Origin of the sequence: Amycolatopsis lurida, from assembly GCF_900105055.1 — a bacterium.
Lineage (GTDB): Bacteria > Actinomycetota > Actinomycetes > Mycobacteriales > Pseudonocardiaceae > Amycolatopsis > Amycolatopsis lurida.
The window spans coordinates 4,154,712-4,171,578 of sequence record NZ_FNTA01000004.1 but is presented as its reverse complement, the minus strand read 5'-3'; the positions used below and the strand labels follow the sequence as shown (position 1 = coordinate 4,171,578).

Annotated in this window: 18 protein-coding genes; 14 read left to right on the top strand and 4 right to left on the bottom strand. The window is 68.7% G+C overall.

Features of this window, described 5'->3' with window-relative positions:
- Positions 1-90: 90 nt before the first annotated feature.
- Complete coding sequence (locus tag BLW75_RS24880) at positions 91-2,598, top strand: transglycosylase domain-containing protein (protein ID WP_034314301.1); 2,508 nt, start codon at positions 91-93, stop codon at positions 2,596-2,598.
- 205 nt (positions 2,599-2,803) lie between these two features.
- Here BLW75_RS24880 and BLW75_RS24875 read toward each other — a convergent pair whose 3' ends face one another.
- Positions 2,804-3,853 carry a Gfo/Idh/MocA family oxidoreductase gene (locus BLW75_RS24875; protein ID WP_034314305.1) on the bottom strand — a complete coding sequence of 350 codons (1,050 nt, stop codon included), beginning with the start codon at positions 3,851-3,853 and terminating at the stop codon, positions 2,804-2,806.
- A 55-nt stretch (positions 3,854-3,908) separates the two neighbouring features.
- Here BLW75_RS24875 and BLW75_RS24870 point away from each other — a divergent pair, with 55 nt between their 5' ends.
- A complete protein-coding gene (locus tag BLW75_RS24870; RefSeq protein ID WP_034314307.1) occupies positions 3,909-4,988 on the top strand; it encodes an ROK family transcriptional regulator in 1,080 nt (359 codons plus the stop codon).
- A gap of 126 nt (positions 4,989-5,114) precedes the next feature.
- Positions 5,115-6,653, top strand: coding sequence for a glycosyltransferase family 87 protein (locus BLW75_RS24865; RefSeq protein ID WP_034314310.1), 1,539 nt, complete (start codon positions 5,115-5,117; stop codon positions 6,651-6,653).
- On the opposite strand, the gene BLW75_RS24860 is transcribed toward BLW75_RS24865, so the two are convergent.
- From BLW75_RS24860 to BLW75_RS24850, 3 genes are all read right to left on the bottom strand, one after another.
- On the bottom strand, positions 6,610-6,945 hold the full coding sequence (locus BLW75_RS24860) for a hypothetical protein (protein ID WP_034314313.1): 336 nt from the start codon (positions 6,943-6,945) through the stop codon (positions 6,610-6,612). The genes BLW75_RS24865 and BLW75_RS24860 overlap by 44 nt on opposite strands.
- A 44-nt stretch (positions 6,946-6,989) precedes the next feature.
- Entirely contained in the window at positions 6,990-7,499 is a 510-nt protein-coding gene (locus BLW75_RS24855; RefSeq protein WP_034314315.1) for a hypothetical protein, read from the bottom strand.
- Positions 7,500-7,615: 116 nt separating this feature from the next.
- A complete protein-coding gene (locus tag BLW75_RS24850) occupies positions 7,616-8,389 on the bottom strand; it encodes a deoxyribonuclease IV (RefSeq protein ID WP_034314318.1) in 774 nt (257 codons plus the stop codon).
- Positions 8,390-8,547: 158 nt separating this feature from the next.
- Between BLW75_RS24850 and BLW75_RS42930 the strand changes: the two genes are divergently transcribed.
- The 11 genes from BLW75_RS42930 (at position 8,548) to BLW75_RS24795 (ending at position 16,453) form a co-directional block, all read left to right on the top strand.
- Positions 8,548-9,351: a hypothetical protein gene (locus BLW75_RS42930; RefSeq protein ID WP_034314320.1), complete on the top strand. Its 804-nt coding sequence runs from the start codon at positions 8,548-8,550 to the stop codon at positions 9,349-9,351.
- A gap of 123 nt (positions 9,352-9,474) precedes the next feature.
- Positions 9,475-10,362: a hypothetical protein gene (locus tag BLW75_RS24840; RefSeq protein ID WP_034314324.1), complete on the top strand. Its 888-nt coding sequence runs from the start codon at positions 9,475-9,477 to the stop codon at positions 10,360-10,362.
- A 101-nt stretch (positions 10,363-10,463) separates the two neighbouring features.
- Entirely contained in the window at positions 10,464-11,351 is an 888-nt protein-coding gene (locus BLW75_RS24835; RefSeq protein WP_034314326.1) for a hypothetical protein, read from the top strand.
- A 78-nt stretch (positions 11,352-11,429) separates the two neighbouring features.
- Positions 11,430-11,750, top strand: coding sequence for a 30S ribosomal protein S6 (gene rpsF / locus BLW75_RS24830; RefSeq protein ID WP_016338288.1), 321 nt, complete (start codon positions 11,430-11,432; stop codon positions 11,748-11,750).
- Between the two features lie 17 nt (positions 11,751-11,767).
- Positions 11,768-12,274, top strand: coding sequence for a single-stranded DNA-binding protein (locus BLW75_RS24825; protein WP_034314331.1), 507 nt, complete (start codon positions 11,768-11,770; stop codon positions 12,272-12,274).
- A gap of 77 nt (positions 12,275-12,351) precedes the next feature.
- Complete coding sequence (gene rpsR, locus BLW75_RS24820) at positions 12,352-12,600, top strand: 30S ribosomal protein S18 (RefSeq protein ID WP_005168122.1); 249 nt, start codon at positions 12,352-12,354, stop codon at positions 12,598-12,600.
- 12 nt (positions 12,601-12,612) lie between these two features.
- Positions 12,613-13,068 carry a 50S ribosomal protein L9 gene (gene rplI, locus BLW75_RS24815; RefSeq protein WP_005168124.1) on the top strand — a complete coding sequence of 152 codons (456 nt, stop codon included), beginning with the start codon at positions 12,613-12,615 and terminating at the stop codon, positions 13,066-13,068.
- Positions 13,069-13,209: 141 nt separating this feature from the next.
- Positions 13,210-13,611, top strand: coding sequence for a hypothetical protein (locus tag BLW75_RS24810; protein WP_034314333.1), 402 nt, complete (start codon positions 13,210-13,212; stop codon positions 13,609-13,611).
- A complete protein-coding gene (locus BLW75_RS24805) occupies positions 13,611-14,210 on the top strand; it encodes a DUF3558 domain-containing protein (RefSeq protein ID WP_034314335.1) in 600 nt (199 codons plus the stop codon). The genes BLW75_RS24810 and BLW75_RS24805 overlap by 1 nt, the downstream gene beginning before the upstream one ends.
- Positions 14,211-14,213: 3 nt before the next feature.
- Positions 14,214-15,557: a PPE domain-containing protein gene (locus tag BLW75_RS24800; protein ID WP_034314339.1), complete on the top strand. Its 1,344-nt coding sequence runs from the start codon at positions 14,214-14,216 to the stop codon at positions 15,555-15,557.
- Between the two features lie 98 nt (positions 15,558-15,655).
- Positions 15,656-16,453, top strand: a complete 798-nt coding sequence (locus BLW75_RS24795; RefSeq protein ID WP_034314341.1) for an ESX secretion-associated protein EspG — start codon at positions 15,656-15,658, stop codon at positions 16,451-16,453.
- Positions 16,454-16,867: the final 414 nt, after the last annotated feature.

Sequence of the window (16,867 nt, the reverse complement as noted above, 5' to 3'; positions counted from 1 at the left end):
TGAACCTGAACCGCTTTGATACGTCTTAACTAGAAGGAGACCTGCGACCGCAGGACCGCGCTCACCACGGAAGGTTCGGAGGACGTCCCAGTGAACGACGATCCCCACGGCGGATGGCCAGGTCAGGACCCTGACCCCGCACGTCGTCCGCAACGCCCGGCCGGACCGCCCCGCCGACCCGCCGGCCCGCCCCCCGGGTACGGGCAGCGGCAGGGTCCCCCGGGGCAGGCACCGTGGCAACGCCAGGGCACGCCTCAGCAGCCGCCGCCGCGGCGCTCGCCGCGGCCACCGGTCGCGCCGCAGCACGAACCGGACCTCATCACTCATCACGAGCACAACGGCACCACCGACCGCGGTTACGACGAGCCGTACGAGGACGAGCCGTACGCCCCGGATACCGACGAGAACGGTAAGCCGATCCTCACCCCCGCACAGCGCAAGAAGCGCAGGTGGAGACGGATCCGACGGGTGCTGCTCGCGCTGTTCTGCCTCTTCGTCGTCATCCCGGCGATCGCGTTCGTGATCACCTACTTCGCGGTCGACGTGCCGTCACCGCAGTCCGTCGCGGCCACGCAAGGCCAGGCGGTGACTTACTACTACGCCGACAACACCGAGATGGGCAAGGACGTCCCCAAGGGCGGCAACCGGCAGATCCTGACGCCGGAGCAGATTCCGGACATCGTCAAGAAGGCCGTCATCGCCACCGAGGACGCCTCCTTCGAGACCAACTCCGGGTTCGACATCGGCGGTATCCTGCGCGCGGTCTACAACCAGGTGACCGCGGGCAAGGGCGGTGGTTCGACCATCTCCCAGCAGTACATCAAGGTCGCCAGCGGGGACGACGAATCGTCGCTCGCCCGTAAGTGGACCGAACTCGCCAAGTCCTTCAAGATGAACCAGACGTACGAGAAGAAGGACATCATCTCGGCGTACCTGAACATCATCTACTTCGGGCGCGGCGCGTACGGGATCGAGTCGGCCGCGCAGGCGTTCTTCGGCAAGCCCGCCGGCGAGCTGAACGCCTCCGAGGCGGCGCTGCTCGCGGGCCTCATCCAGCAGCCGGGCCGCTCGGAGAACCCGAAGGTCGCGAACGACCGCTGGAACGTCGCGCTGAACCGCATGGTGCAGAACGGTTTCCTCTCCGCCGCGGATCGCGCGAACCTGCAGTTCCCGACGCCGATCCCGCAGGCCGACAAGGAACAGGCCGGGGTGGTCAACCCCTTCATCCGCGACAAGGTCAAGGAAGAACTCGCCGCGAACGGCATCACCGACGACGTCTACTACCGGGGCGGCTACAAGGTCTACACGACCATCGACCCGAAGGCGCAGGCCGCGGCCGAACAGGCGGTGGCCGACGGGATGAAGGGCCAGACCGACGAGAACCTGCTCAACGCGCTCGTCGCCATCGACCCGAAGACCGGCGGGGTGAAGGCGTACTACGGCGGGCCGTCCATCGTGAAGGGGCCCAACGGACAGGACCTCAAGGGCCGTGACTGGGCGAACACGCCGCAGAACCCCGGATCCTCGATGAAGCCGTTCGACCTCACCGCGTACATGCAGCTCGGCAAGGGCGGCATCAACTCGACGTTCGACGGGTCCAACAACCGGCAGTTCGGGAAGCAGACGATCCGGAACGCCGGTCCCGGCAGTACCTGTTCGCAGCAGTGCACGGTGTCCGAGGCGATGCAGCGGTCGGCCAACACGGTGTTCTACGACATGGTCGTGAACGTGACCAAGCCCGGGCCGGTGGCACAGGCGGCCAAGGACGCCGGGGTCAAACCCGCCCCGGAGGGCACCGCCGAACTGTTCGCCGACAACAACATCGCGCTCGGTGGTGGCAAGACGGTCATCAGCCCGGAGGACATGGCCACCGCGTACGCGACCTTCGCGGCCGAAGGGCAGCGTCGGGCCAAGCATTTCGTCGTCAAGGTGACCAACTCGCAGGACGAAGCCGCGTACTCGGCTCCGGAAGAGGCGAAGCCCGCCTTCGCCGACGACGCCGACAAGAGCAAGCAGATCGCCGGCAACGTCACCGAATCGCTCAAGGGTGTCATCCCGTTCTCGAAGCTCAAGTGCCCCAACAACCACGAGTGCGCGGGCAAGACGGGAACGCAGCAGCACACCTACCGTCCGGGCGAGCCCGCGTCGGCGAAGGACGCCAACTCGCAGACCTGGATGGTCGGCTACACGCCGTCGATCTCGGCCGCGGTGTGGGTCGGCGGCGACGGCGACAAGGCGCTGAAGGGCAAGAACGGCAAGTCGATCTTCGGTTCGACGATCGCCGGGCCGATCTGGCAGAAGTTCCTTTCCCTGTACCTGAACGGGAAGCCGGGGGAGCGCTTCGAGAAGGTCAAGATCATCGGCGGGGACGACAACAACGTCGTCCCGTCGACGCAGACCCCGCCGGGCGAGGACGAGGGCTCGACCGAGACCGGCACGCCGTCAACCGGCCCGTCCACCGGATCGTCGTCCTCGCGGAACGAAGAGGACCCGCCTTCCAGTTCGAAGAACCCGCCTTCGTCCAGTGAGAACAACGGTGGCGAAGAAGGCGGGGGCAACGGTCCCGGCCGCGGCGGCGGCAGAGGCGACAACGAGTAGCTGAAGGGGCCCTTCACCGCATGCCACGCGGTGAAGGGCCCCTTCGCTTCGTCTGGCGCCAGGGTCTCGGCAAGTCGCAAGCCTGGTTCTGAACGCCGACAGGTCGTGAGTGGCAAGTGTCGTTCTAACCCTCTTTGCCACTCACGACCCCGGCACAAGAAGGCCTGAGCCCGCTCCCGCGAACCCCGCCCTGTACTTGCGGCGTCTAGAGGGTGACGACGCGCCGTTCGGCACCCGAAAGGTGAGCGGCTTCGATGACCCGGAGCGCCTCCACGGCGGAGGCGGGATCGACCGGGAAGGCGCCCTTGCCGAGCAGCGCGTCGCGCACCTGCGCGTAGAACTCCTCGTACCGGCCGACCTCGGTGGGCACCGTTTCGACGTCGTCGTTCACGCCGAGCACGCCCGCGTCCGACGGCGGTTCGACGGCCCAGCCGGGGTCGCCGGGCCGCAGCCCGTCCTTGATCTGCGGCTCCTGGACGTCGAGGCCGTACTTCGTGAAGGTCGCCTTGTCGCCGAGCACGCGGAATCGCGGGTTCCGGGTGCCCGCGAGCGCGGACGCCCAAAGGTGCGAGCGCACCCCGTTCGTGTGCCGGAGGGCGACGAAGGCGTCGTCGTCGACGGACACCCCGGCGCGGCGCCTGTCGACCTCCGCGTAGAGCTCGGCGACCGGGCCGAATAGTTGCAGCGCCTGGTCGACGATGTGCGCGCCTAGGTCGTAGAGAAGGCCGCCTGCCTCGGCGGGGTCGCCGAATTCGCGCCAGTTGTCCCGCGGCTTCGGCACCCAGCGGTCGTAGCGTGATTCGAAGCGGAAGACGTCGCCGAGCCGGCCGGTCTCGAGGACCTTGCGAACGGTGAGGAAGTCCGAGTCGAACCGGCGGTTCTGGAACACGGTCAGCCCGACGCCCTTGGCCTTCGCTGCTTCGGCGACCTTCGCCGCTTCGGCCGCTGTCGGCGCGAAGGGCTTGTCAACGACGACGGGCAGGCCGGCCTCGATCGCCCGGAGCGCGAGCGGAACATGCGTGCGGTTCGGCGTGCTGACGACGACTAAGTCCAGTTCTCCGGCCTTCGCGAACAACGCGTCCGCGTCCGGCAGCACGTCGGCGGCCGGATAGTCGGCGCTCGCCTGCCCGGCCCGGTCCGGATTCGAAGTCACGATGGCGGCCGGGGTCAGCCCCGGTGTCGCGTCGACCAGCGGCGCGTGGAAGACGCGCCCGCCGGTGCCGTATCCGAAGATCCCCACTCGCAAATCAGCCATGGAGCCATTAAACAACAGTGTTGCGTAATCAGCCAGTCATGGCAGGATGCGCGCTATGCCGGAGACCGGGGTCAATCTGCGCGGCCTGCGCCAGCACAATCGGACACTGCTGCTCACGCACATCCTGCGCGCGGGCGGCCTCAGCCGCGTCGAACTCGCCGAACGCACCCGGCTCACCCAGCAGGCCGTCTCGAAGATCGTCCCCGAACTCCTCGAAGCCGGCCTGCTGGACGAGGAACGCCAGGCCGCGTCCGGCGTCGGCAAGCCGCGCACCCTGCTGCGCGTCCGCGCGGACGCCCGGCACGCGCTCGGCGCCCAGCTCGACCGGGACTCGTTCCGGGTGCTCAGAACCGACCTGACCGGGAAGATCATCGCGTCCCGCGGCGGGCCACTGGCTCCCGGATTCACCCCTGACCAGGCCGTTTCCGCCCTCGCCGAAGCGACCGAAGCCCTACTCGACGGCATCGAAAGCGAACAGGTCCTGGGCCTCGGCGTCGGCAGTGTCGGCCCTCTCGACCACCGCGAAGGCGTGGTCCGGGACGCCACGAACATGCCTGGCTGGCACCACGTCCCCCTGCGCGACCTGCTCGCGAAACGCACCGGGCTGCCCGTGTGGCTCGACAAGAACACCAACGCCGCCGCCTTCGCCCAGCACTGGCCGGAGGGCGACCCGGCGGCGACCGCCGTCGTGCTCGTCGGCACCGGGATCGGCGTCGGCCTGCTGATCGACGGCAGGCTGTATCGCGGGCCGCGGACCAACGCGGGCGAATTCGGGCACACCACGCTCGCCTTCGACGGACCGCGCTGCGCGTGTGGCCGCCGCGGCTGTGTCGAGGTGCTGCACAACGCGGCGGCGACCACGGAAGAGGCGGCGGGCCTGCTGGGGATCGGTCTCGCCGACCTCGTCCAGGTCCTCGACCTCGAACGGGTCGTGCTGACCGGGCGTTCGGTCCGCGCGGAACCCGAGGTCTACCGCGACACCGTCGCGGCGCGGCTGCGGGAGTTGCTGCCTTTGCCGCACTGGCAACGGATCCAGGTCGATCTCGACGAGATGGGCGACGACGTCGTCGCGTTCGGCGCGGCGGCGGAGGTGCTGGCCGGGTTCTACGAGAGCGGCGACTGCGTTTTCGCGTGATCAGAGGGACGACACGCGTGATCAGGTGGACGACACGCGTGATCAGACGGACGACACGGCAGGCCCGAAGCAGCACAGCGGCGACATCACCGGGTGGTCACCCGGATAGGCGCTAACATCCGCCACGTGTCCGACCAGACGACCCAGCCCGAGGCTCCGCTCTCCCTCACCCCCGGCGAGCGGGTCATCCCGAGCTGGAACGAACCGCTCGTGGCCGCGGCCACGAGACCGATCGGCGGCCCGCTCGGCGAGCACGCGGCCGTGGGGCGGCACTGGTTCTGGTCGCCGCAGCGGGTCGGGCTGCTGCTGGCCTGCCTCGCGCTGCTGCTCTCGTGGTTCGGCAAGGCGTCGTGCATCCAGCAGTACACCGACGATTCCGGGACGCATCAGCTCGATTGGCGGGCGGGCCGCCCGTTCGTCGCGATGTGCTATTCGGACATCATCCCGCTTTACAGTTCCGAGCGCCTGAACAATCCGGACACCTTCCCGTACGTGACTTCGTGGACCGAAGACGCGGGAACGGCGAAGGAGACCACGCGGTACATGGAGTACCCGGTCGCGACCGGGCTGTTCCAGTGGATCAACGCGAAGCTCGCCGAAGCGTGGCTTTCGGTCGCGGAATCGGGCTGGCTGCCCGGCGCGCTCCCGGTGGCCGTGTACTTCAACATCTCGGCGCTCTGGCTCGCGCTGGCCTGGCTGGTCACGGTGTGGGCGACCGGCCGATCGCTGAAACGCCGCCCGTGGGACGCCGCGCTGGTCGCGATCTCGCCGTTGGTGCTGGTGCACGTGTTCACCAACTTCGACGCCATCGCGACCGCGTTCACCGCGACCGCGCTGCTCGCGTGGGCCCGGCGGCGTCCCGAGATCGCGGGTTTGCTGCTCGGCCTCGGCGCGGCGGCGAAGCTGTATCCGCTGCTGTTGCTCATCCCGTTGTTCTTCCTGTGCCTGCGCGCGGGCAAGGTCAAACACTGGGCGCTCACCGCCGGGCTCGCCGCGACGACACTCGTGGTGGTCAACGTCCCGTTCGCGCTCGCCGCTCCCACCGGCTGGTGGGAGTTCTTCCGCCTCAACACGGCGCGGCCGATGGATCCCGACTCGCTCTACAACGTGATCTCCCACCTTTCCGGCTGGGCCGGATTCGACGGGAAACTCGCCACGGGTCAGACACCGGTCGTGCTCAACACCGTCGTGGCGGTGCTGTTCCTCGCCGCCTGCGCCGGCATCGGGTACGTCGCGATGAAGGCGCCGCGCCGTCCGCGGCTGGGCCAGCTGGCCTTCCTCGTGGTCGCCGCGTTCCTGCTGACCAACAAGGTGTGGAGCCCGCAGTATTCGCTGTGGCTGGTGCCGCTGGCGGTGCTCGCGATCCCGCGCTGGCGGCTGCTGCTCGGCTGGATGATCCTCGACGCGCTGGTCTGGGCGCCACGGATGATGTACTACCTCGGCGTCGACAACAAGGGCCTGCCCGAAGACTGGTTCCTCGGCACCGTCGTGGTCCGCGACCTCGCGGTGGTCGGCCTCTGCGCGCTGGTGATCCACCAGATCCACCAGCCGCGCAGAGACCCCGTCCGCGCCGCCGGGGACGACGATCCGATCGGTGGTTTCCTCGACGGCGCGCCGGACGCTAAGCGCGTTTCAGCACCTCAGGTCCAGGACGTTCCAGCCTGACGTGCTTGCCGAAGTCCTCGGCCCCGAAGTCGTCGATCCGCACTATGACGGCTTCGGGCGAGGTTTCGACCAGACGGCAGCTGATCCAGTCGTCACCCTGCCTGACCGACCAGCGCTCGGCGAGGATGGCCAGCCCCTCGGCCTCCAGCAACGCGACGGAGTCGTCGAAGGCGGCGGGCCCGCCCAGCGGGTAGCCGAAAACGGTCAGTGCCTGCCAACGGGTTTCCGGCGCGGGGACGACGTAGCCGACGTGCTCGCCGTCCTCCGCCCGGTACACGGTCCGATTCTTCATGCGGCACAGGTTCGACCCTCCCGTGGCGTGAGGGTCAAGCCGATTCAGCGCACGAGGTAGCCGCCCGTGCTCGTCTCGAAGAACGGCACCGGCCCGGTACAGGGCAGGACGTCCTGCTCGAAACCGCCGTACGCCCAGCTCCAGCCGATCCGGTCGTGGCCGCGCGGCACGTCCCGCACCGAGAAGCCGACGCGGCGGCCGACCAGGTTCACCGGGAAGCCGGGGATGTCGGCGCGTTCGATCACGCCGGTCAGGACGGCGAGGTCGCCGTCACGCGAGACGCAGTCGACCTTGCCGTCGAAGTCGGCGAACGGCTTCCCGTCCTTGGTCAGATGATTCACGTGGAACCGGCCCGACGATTTCCCCGGTTCCCCGAACGCGGCGAAATCGAACCGCACCGGATCGCCCTCGAAACCGGGGAACGTCAGCGGTCCGCCCGCGGATCCGAGCACGACCGAACCGGACGACGGAGCCGCCGTCGCCTGCGTCGCCCCCAGCGTTCCCGCCGCGACGGCGAGCACGGCGACCGCGGCGATCTTCGACTTGATGTTCATGGCTTCCCCTCCAGCACCGGGTGTTTCCCGGTCGAGGTCGAGCCTTTCGCGATCGGCGTGCCCGGCCCTCCCGCCGGAGAGGGAACGGTCTCACTCCCAGGTGCGAGAGCGGGATGTCAGGCGACACGCTCCCGGACGTAGGCGATGTCCGCGGCCTGCCCGTCGGCCGGGGTCTCGACGACCACCGGAGCGCCGGCCTCGGCCGCGACCGCGACCAGCACCTCGGGATCGATCGTGCCGTCACCGCCGACGACGTTGGCGTGCCGGTCCCGGGTGGAACCGAACTCGTCGCGCGAGTTGTTGAGGTGCACCAGGTCGATCCGGCCGGTGATGGCCTTGACCTTCTTGACCGCCTCGGTCAGGTCCCAGCCCGCCGCGTACGCGTGGCAGGTGTCGAAACAGAAGCCCGCGCCGAATTCGCCGACCTTGTCCCAGAGCCGGGCGATCGTGTCGAGGTCGCGGGTCATCGCATTGTCACCGCCCGCGGTGTTCTCGATCAGGATGGGCACGGCGAAACCGCCCTTTTCCTGTTCACGCTCGAAAAGCTTGCGCCAGTTGACGAGACCTTCTTCGACGTCCTCGCCCGCACCGACGTGGCCGCCGTGCACGACGAGCCCTTTCGCGCCGATCGCGGCGGCGCCGTTCGCGTGCTGCGTGACGTTCTTCCGCGACGGGATGCGGATGCGGTTGTTCATCGACGCCACATTGATCAGGTACGGCGAGTGGATGAACACCTCGACCGGCGATTCCTTGATCGCCTCACCGTGCGGGTGGGGTTTGGGAGCTTTCCAGCCCTGCGGGTCGGAAAGGAAGAATTGGAGGACTTCGGCTTCGCGCTCGGCGACCGCGGCCAGCGGGTCGTCGTCGCGGACATGGGCACCGATTTTCATGGTGGAGGAATCTACGCGGAGCGAAGCTTCTCCGTTGAGGGCGGTGGCGGAGTCTCGCCGGTTTTCGCCCCGGCGCGGGCCAGGTCGTCACGCTCGTGGGGTAGCGTGAGCGCGTTCCGTTAAACCGCGTGGGTCCTGAGGGGCGGAGGACGAACTCGATGGGGAAGACTGCCGGGCGGATCACGGCTTGGGGATTCGCGCTATCGGTCACGGCCGGACTCGCGTTCCCGATGACCGCGACGGCCGCCGAGGAACCGAATCCGACCCTTTCCGGCGACTGCGCCGCCACGCTGCAGAACGGGAAGTCCGCCGACGGACTCGTTCTCGACGCGGGCGCTCCGCTGAATTCGCCCGAGGCGCTGACGGTCGGCCTGGACTCGAAGGCCAAGACCGCCGAAGGACGGAAGCCGCTGCTTTCGCTGCCGGTCGGCGATCTGGTCAAGACCACCGGCCTCACCGACAACGCGGTGGGCGACCTCGCCGCGCAGGGTGTCTGCAAACCCGCGCAGGGCACGGTGAACGCGGTCGGCGCCTTGACTCAAGGTGCCGTGGACGAGCTGCCGATTCCAGACCCCGAACCCGAACCCGAGCCGCCGAACCCGGAGCCCAAGCCCCCCACGCCGGGCCCGGGGCCGGGGCCGGGTCAGCCCGGTGGTCCGGGCAGCGAACTCCCGGTCCAGACCGGCCCGGGTTCCTCCACCGGCATCGGCGGTGACTCGATCGCCGGCTTGATCAGCAACGCGGCGCTGCTCCCCGGCAGCTTCGTCCAGGCGCCGGTGATCACCGAGATCATCCCCGGCGAGGTGCCGCCGCCGACCGTCGACGAGAAGGACGCCGGAAACGCGCAGGCCATCCAGGCGCCGGTCGCCCCGGCCAAGCTGCCGCTGCTGCTCGCGGTGCTGGCGCTGGCCGTCGTCGCGGCGGCTCTGGTCCGTGCTTGGCTGCGGGGCAAACCCGCCTGATTTCACCGATAGTGACGCCCGCTTCCACTCGAATGCCTGACTTCTTCGAGTGAGCGGGCGTTACTCGTCTCCATTAGCGTCGTTGTGCAGGTAGGTGACCCCGACGACGGAGGAGTCGAAGGCATGCGCGAACGGACACGGAGGGCGACCGCCCTGGGTGCGTCGGCCTTCATTCTCGCGGGCTCGGCCGCCCTCGCCATGCCCGGCACGGCCGCCGCCGCGGAGACCAAGACCGCCACCTGCGGCGGCTCGGTGACCGCGAAGACCGGCGACACGATCCTCGGCAAGACCCCGTTGCTCGGCATTCCGCTCAACCTCGGCCAGGCCGGTCCGGTCTCCGGGGTGCTCACGGGCACGATCAACGCGTTGCTCGGCACGGTCTGCAAGGTGACGGTGACCGTGGTGAACACCGTCGTCGCGCCGGTCCCGGTCGTCGGCGAACCCGCCGCGGAAGCGCTGAACGGCGCCGTCACCGGCACCCACGAAGCCTTGACCGGCGGCAGCAAGCCCGCTCCTGGAACCCAGCCCCAGCCAGGGAAACCCGCTCCCGGCACACCGGGCAGCGGCGGCCCGCAGACGGGCGGACCGGGCGCTCCCGCGCAGGGCGGCGGCCCGGCGGGTGGCATCCCGGCCGCGAACAGCCCGCTGCTGCCCGGCACCTTCACCCCGAACTTCGGCAACCTGCCGTGGGGTGTCAGCACGGGCTACGCCCCGATGCGCGACTACAGCTCCATCCCGATGGCGACGGCCGGTCTCTTCAGCCCGTCGCCCGGCCTCCGGTACGGCGGTCAGATCCCGGGTTACACGCCGCAGTTCGGCGTCACGACCGAAAACCAGAACGGCAACCCGGACGTCCAAACCGCGGGACAGGCCGAAGCACTACCGAGTGTGAGCGACGGATTCACTCAAGACGGGAAATTACCGCTGCTGATCGCCGTTTTGGCACTCTCCGGAGTCAGCGCGGGCCTTGTCCGCACCTGGGTCCTCCGCCGAATGGCCGCTACAAGTTAGTCCTACCGCCTAGTATCTTTCGGGTCACTCCCTCGTTATCCCCGTTGCAGTGATTCCTCATGCACTGCCACACGCCCCCACCGACCCGGAGGATCGCCCCCGTGCGGAAGACCACCATCTGGCAGACCACCCGCAAGGCGCTCACCGTCACCGCACTCGCGACCATGGTCACCGGTGGCGCGCTCCTGACCGCCGGCACGGCCTCGGCGGCCACCACGCTGGCGAGCGCGTGCAGCGGCACCGTGAACGGCGGGATGGGCGACACCGTCGCGATCACCGGCACCTCGGTCAAGGAACTGGTGCGGGCGGGCGCGCGGGAAGCGGGCACGCTGGCCCTCTACGACGTCGCCGCCAACGACATCGCCAAGGTCAACACCATCAGGGTCGGCACGGTGCCGAACGCCGCGGGCGGTTCGGTCGACGGCAAGGCGATCGGCGCGGCCGTGCGCCAGGCGGTCAAGGACACCAAGTCCTGGGGCCTCGGGCTGAACCCCGAAAAGACGCTGAGTTCCATCGAGCACAAGGTCGCCGGCAGCTGCGGCCTGACGACGGTCGCGACGAACTACGTCGCCCCGGCCCTGCCGACCCCGGGCACCACAGCCCCGCAGCAGGGCGGCACCGGCGGCAGCACCCACGGCGCTCCGTCGAACACGAACCTGCTCCCCGGTGGCAGCAACGGCACCGGCTACGCGCCGCCGCGCGACTACGGCAACCTGCCGGTCGCGCAGCCGGGTGTCGCGGTGGCGCCGGGCGTGCGCTACCCGGCCAACAGCCCGCTGCCGGGCGAGGGCGCCCCGCAGTACGGCACCACCGACGGCCAGTCCGGACAGGGTGGCCCCGACGTCCGCAACGCGGGCAACGCCGAAGCGCTCGCGACCGACGGCCTGCCCGGCGGCGACGTCCAGCTGCCGATGCTGCTCGCGGTGCTCGTGCTCGCCGGCGTGACCGCCGCGCTGGTCCGCACCTGGGTCCTGCGCCGCGTCTCCTGACCGCCAGGTACGCTTACCTGGACAAACCCTCCTGCCACGGACAGTCCGTGGCCGCGAGCCCATAGGAGGTGAGTGGTTGTGTCACGCCATTACGAGGTAATGGTCATCCTGGACCCCACGCTCGACGAGCGTACGGTGGCCCCGACCCTGGACAACTTCCTCAACGTGATCCGCACTTCGGGCGGAAGCGTCGAGAAGGTCGACGTCTGGGGCCGTCGCCGGCTGTCCTACGAGATCAAGAAGCACGCCGAGGGCATCTACGCGCTCCTCGACCTGAACTCGACTTCGGAAGCGGTCAAGGAGCTGGACCGTCAGCTCTCGCTGCAGGAGACCGTGCTCCGCACCAAGGTCATGCGCCGCGAGATCAAGCGCGCCGCGACCGCCGCCGCCAAGGCCTGAGCCGAAGGACTTTCCCGATGGCTGGAGACACCGTCATCACGGTGATCGGCAACCTCACGTCCGACCCGGAGCTTCGCTTCACCCCTTCCGGTGCGGCGGTCGCGAACTTCACGGTCGCGTCCACCCCGCGCACGCTGGACCGTCAGTCCGGTGAGTGGAAGGACGGCGAGGCCCTGTTCCTGCGCTGCAACATCTGGCGTCAGGCGGCCGAGAACGTCGCCGAGTCGCTGACGCGTGGCGCGCGTGTCGTCGTGCAGGGGCGCCTCAAGCAGCGGTCTTTCGAGACCAAGGAAGGCGAGAAGCGCACCGTCGTCGAGCTCGAGGTCGATGAGATCGGCCCGTCGCTGCGCTACGCCACCGCCAAGGTGAACAAGGTCAGCCGTGGCACCGGTGGCGGTGGAGGCGGCGGCTTCGGTGGCGGCGGTGGCGGCCAGTCCGGCCCGCCCGCCGACGACCCGTGGGGTTCCGCCCCGCCCGCCGGTGGCGGCGGTGGCGGCGGTTTCTCCGACGAGCCGCCCTTCTGATCAGGCGCTCCGCCGCGGGCGAAAGCTCCGCGAGACGCCTCGAGACAACCACTACGTAGAAATCCAGGAGAAATACCGTGGCCAAGCCACCCATCCGCAAGCCCAAGAAGAAGGTCTGCGTGTTCTGCAAGGCCGAGAAGAAGGGCCGCCCGGAGAACATCGACTACAAGGACACCAACCTGCTTCGGAAGTACATCTCCGACCGCGGGAAGATCCGTGCCCGTCGCGTGACCGGCAACTGCAGCCAGCACCAGCGTGACATCGCCATCGCGGTCAAGAACTCCCGCGAAATGGCGCTGCTGCCCTACACCTCGACCGCACGCTAAGGAGGCACGTCAATGGCGAAGATCATTCTCACCACCGACGTCGCCAACCTCGGTGGGCCCGGCGACATCGTCGAGGTCAAGGACGGCTACGCACGCAACTACCTGCTCCCCCGCGGCTACGCCATCGTGGCCACCAAGGGCGCGGAGAAGAACGTGCGCACGATCAAGCGGGCGCAGGAGAGCCGTCGCATCCGCGACCTCGACCACGCCAAGGAGATCAAGGCGACCCTGGAGGGCCTCGGCGCCATCCAGCTGAGCGGCAAGGCGGCCGAGGGCTCGAAGAAGCTCTTCGGTTCGATCACCACCGCCGAGATCGTGGACGCGATCAAGGCCGCGGGTGGCCCGCTGCTCGACAAGCGCGTCATCGAGCTGAAGGACCACATCAAGACCGTGGGCAAGCACTCGGTCGGCGCCCGTCTGCACCCCGACGTCCGCGTCGACGTGCGGCTCGAGGTCAAAGCCAAGTAACACCGCTACGCCGAAGGGCGGGACGTCTCCATCTCGGAGAGGTCCCGCCCTTTGTTTTACGCGGAACCCCACTCGGCCGGGACACGTCTTAGGATTGACTCGACGTCGAGGCACGGGGACTCAAAAGGGGATCTGGAACCAATGGGTTACGACAGCAACGCCGAGGAAAACCGGCAGCAGAAGGTCACGGTGTCCGCGCCGGCCAACCCCGACAAGCCGGCGGCGGCCGGAGGTGGCGGGTTCACCTTCGACAAGGACAAGATCGACGGCATCATCAAGAAGTGGACGGATCTGCAGGCCGAGCTCAAGAAGGACTACCGCGACGCGAACCTGATGGCGAACGTCAAGGCGCCCGGCAAGGAGTTCGCGAGCGGTGACTGGGAGAAGCTGGCGAACCCGTCGGGCAAGGCGTTCCTGGAGCAGAACCAGAAGATGCAGGACTACGTCAAGAACTACATCGACCAGCTGACCGCCGCCAAGCAGAAGATCACCACGAACGAGGCCGAGACCCAGGCTTCGCTCAACAAGCACAAGGCCGTGTGATGCGACGTTCCCTCGTTCTCCTCCTCGCCGCGGGCGCGCTGGTCGCCGGCTGTTCGAGCCCCAAGAACGGCACGGCCTCGTCCGGGCCGTCCTTCACGACCGGGGCCGATTCCTCCAGTGCGTCGAGCGGCTCGTCCGGCTCCGCACCCAAGGTGTCGAATCCCCTGAAGACCTCGGCGATCGAGAGCGACGCCTGCTCCGCGCTTTCCGCGGCGAAGCGAACCGAGCTCGGGCTCGGCGAAGGTGAGCGTGGGACCACGAGCGTGGGCCAAGGCTGCACGCTCTTCGCCGCCGACGACCGGCTGAACCAGATCGACATCAGCCCGGTGCTCGCGAACAAGAACGGCCTGAGCGACGTCTACGACACGAAGGCCAACAACGAGTACTTCGAGCCGACCGAGGTCGGCGGCTACCCGGCGGTGTACGCCGCGTCGCTCGATGCCCGGAACAAGGGCAAATGCGGCCTCTTCGTCGGCGTGACCGACCAGCTGGCCGTGAACATCCTGGTGCAGTACGACAACGGACCGGGCGCGAGTGATCCGTGCCCCGTCGCGCTCAAAGTGGGGGAAGCGATGATCGAGACGTTGAAGGAGGGCTGACGCGTGTTCCTGCTGCCGATCATCGCCGGGTACTCGGCCTACAACCTGGCGACCACGAAATCCGGCGACTTCGAAGCGTCGGGCGGCGATCGCAAGATCGACTGCTACCACATCTGGGAGAAGATCGTCACCGGTCCGGGCACCGGGTCGATCCAAGAGGGCCAGGCCGCGGCGACCCGGCTCAAGGCCGGTTACCAGGAGCGACTGACCACCATCGACAACCTGTCGAAGGAGATGGACGCCGCCTGGACCGGCAAGAGCGCCGAAGCCGCGCAACAGTCCGGCGCGCATCCCCTGCGAGCCTGGATGGAGGACTCCGGCAAGAAGCTGGTGGACTCCGACAAGTACCTCGGCGAGCAGAACACCGCTTTCACCACGGTGAAGGCGAAGGTGCAGCAGGTCCCGAAGGACCCGCCGAAGAACAACCTGCTCAACTCCATCACCCCGTGGACCACCGACACCGACCGCGCGATCCGGGACTACAACGACAAGGGTCAAGCGAACGTCGACGCGTTCAACGAGTACTTCAAGGCCAGTTCCGAGAACGGCAAGAAGCTGCCCACCTACAGCAAGATGGAGGGGCAGAACACGAACGTCGACGTCAACGGCGGCGACGGTAAGGGCAAGGACAAGGACGGCAACGGGAACGGTCAGGGCGACCGGAACGGGCACAACGGCATGCCGGGCATCTCGACGCCGCCCGGTTCGATGCCGAGCATCCCCGGTTCGAACATGCCCGGGATCGGCACGCCGGGGTCGAACATGCCGGGTATCGGCACGCCGGGCTCGAACCTGCCGGGCAGCAACCTGCCGGGCTCGAATCTTCCCGGGTCGAATCTGCCGGGCTCGAACCTGCCCGGCGGGCAGTACAACCCGAACATCCCCGGCAGCAACTACAAGCCGCCGTCCTGGGACGACGGGACGAACGCGTCCGGCTACACCCCGCCGAAGATCCCCGGTGCCGGCGGCTTCGGCCCGGGTGGTGGCGGAGGCGGTGGCGGCGGCTTCGGCGGCACCGACATCCCCGGCGCGGGCGGCTTCGGCCCGGACGGTGGCTTCGGCCCCGGGTTCGGTCCCGGTGCCGGGAGCGGCGCGGCCCTGCCCGGCAACGCGGGCGCGATGGGCGGCGCGGGGATGGGCGGCGGCGCGGCCGGTGCCGGAGCCGGAGCCGGAGCGGGCCGTGGCGCCGGTGGAATGATGGGCGGCATGGGCGGTATGGGGGCCGGTGGCGCCAGGGGCAAGGGCGCCGAGGACGAGGAGCGCAGCTCCAAATTCCTCGTCGGCGACGATCCCAACGAGATCTTCGGAACCGACGAACTCACCGCACCGCCGGTGATCGGCGAGTAGTCGTCACGAGCGGGCCGGGCGCGTGCCAAGATTGGGGCGCGCGCCCGGCTTGTCTTGTTCCGGGCTGGACGAACAAGAACGACTAGGGGGCAGTTCCGGTGCTGGACAAGCAGGTCACGATCACGACCGGCACCCTCATCACGCTGATCCGCCGCCGCGGCGGCGAACCGCATACGATCCTGTCGGAGACACCGACCTGGTACGACGAGGACGCGCAGCGGGCCGAGGACGAGCGGACCAACGAGGAGCTGGCGAGCCAGGGCCTCTTCGGCGCGCGGGGGCTGCATCCCGGGTTCAAGGCGACGCTCGAAGCGATCGCCAGGCCGTCGCTGGAGTACTACGGCTGGATCGACGGCGGATTCGAGGGCAAGGCGCTGAGTTTCACCCTGCTCGCGGGGAGTGCCGGCGGAGAGGGTTTCGTCCTCGCTCGGCACAGCGAGCATGACGGCGTCGCGCTCGCCTCGGTGCGGCCGGAAGAGCTGCTCACCGAGTTCCTCGACCAGATCCCGAAGCTCGCCCCGGGTCGCGGACGGCCGATCGCCGTCCCGAAGAGCCAGGTCGAGGCGCCGCGCTCGTCGTCGACGGCGCAGGACGAGGGCTTCGAGGTGCTTCGCAGCGGACGGCAGAGCGCCGGCAGCCAGGAGGCCGACGAGCTTCGCCGCATCCTCGCGTTACGCCGTTTGGGAAGCGGAAGCCTCTACGTCGCGGCCCGCGGCCGGAGCGGCGCGCGGCAGCGGATCGAACGCCCGGTGAACTACATCGATACGTCCGAGGGCCGGTGGCTGACCGAAGAGGTACCGGGGAGTGGCGAACCGAGGATCGCCTTCACGCCCGCCGACCAGCAGATTCTCGGGGAACGACTACGGAGCGCACAGGGCAGGTTGTTCGCGTCCTGAATCCGGCGCCGGTCAACCGGGCGGATGACCCCTCTACTCTCCGTGGCATTCATCCACAGGGCACCCGTGTGCGCCCGCGTGCGACACGCCGAACGACGAGTTTTGCCCGACACGCCGTCGCGAGGTGAATAAAGTTCTCCACAGTGTCTCCACAGGTCCTGACCAGCACTTTTGTCAGACCATCCCACCGTTGCCCACAAGTTGTACACAGGCTTCGGGTCACCTGTGAAGGGTTGCCCCCAGTCATCCCCAGGTTATCCACAGGGCGGTCCCCAGGCGAAATTGCGCTCGTCCTTTCGGGGGGCCTACCGTGCCCGCCGGGCCGGTACGCACCGTGGTGGTCGTCCGGCCGAGAAGGGGAGCACAGGGGAGGGCCGGAAGCCGCGGGAGGGACAGGTAGGCGCGGGCGGACCG

What these genes read in the sequence shown, in the direction of transcription:
- BLW75_RS24860 (WP_034314313.1), bottom strand. Translation starts at nt 6,945, where the DNA reads ATGAAGAATCGGACCGTGTACCGGGCGGAGGACGGCGAGCACGTCGGC.
- BLW75_RS24875 (WP_034314305.1), bottom strand. Translation starts at nt 3,853, where the DNA reads ATGGCTGATTTGCGAGTGGGGATCTTCGGATACGGCACCGGCGGGCGC.
- BLW75_RS24810 (WP_034314333.1), top strand. Translation starts at nt 13,210, where the DNA reads ATGGGTTACGACAGCAACGCCGAGGAAAACCGGCAGCAGAAGGTCACG.
- BLW75_RS42930 (WP_034314320.1), top strand. Translation starts at nt 8,548, where the DNA reads ATGGGGAAGACTGCCGGGCGGATCACGGCTTGGGGATTCGCGCTATCG.
- BLW75_RS24840 (WP_034314324.1), top strand. Translation starts at nt 9,475, where the DNA reads ATGCGCGAACGGACACGGAGGGCGACCGCCCTGGGTGCGTCGGCCTTC.
- BLW75_RS24825 (WP_034314331.1), top strand. Translation starts at nt 11,768, where the DNA reads ATGGCTGGAGACACCGTCATCACGGTGATCGGCAACCTCACGTCCGAC.
- BLW75_RS24870 (WP_034314307.1), top strand. Translation starts at nt 3,909, where the DNA reads ATGCCGGAGACCGGGGTCAATCTGCGCGGCCTGCGCCAGCACAATCGG.
- BLW75_RS24805 (WP_034314335.1), top strand. Translation starts at nt 13,611, where the DNA reads ATGCGACGTTCCCTCGTTCTCCTCCTCGCCGCGGGCGCGCTGGTCGCC.
- rplI (WP_005168124.1), top strand. Translation starts at nt 12,613, where the DNA reads ATGGCGAAGATCATTCTCACCACCGACGTCGCCAACCTCGGTGGGCCC.
- BLW75_RS24850 (WP_034314318.1), bottom strand. Translation starts at nt 8,389, where the DNA reads ATGAAAATCGGTGCCCATGTCCGCGACGACGACCCGCTGGCCGCGGTC.
- BLW75_RS24855 (WP_034314315.1), bottom strand. Translation starts at nt 7,499, where the DNA reads ATGAACATCAAGTCGAAGATCGCCGCGGTCGCCGTGCTCGCCGTCGCG.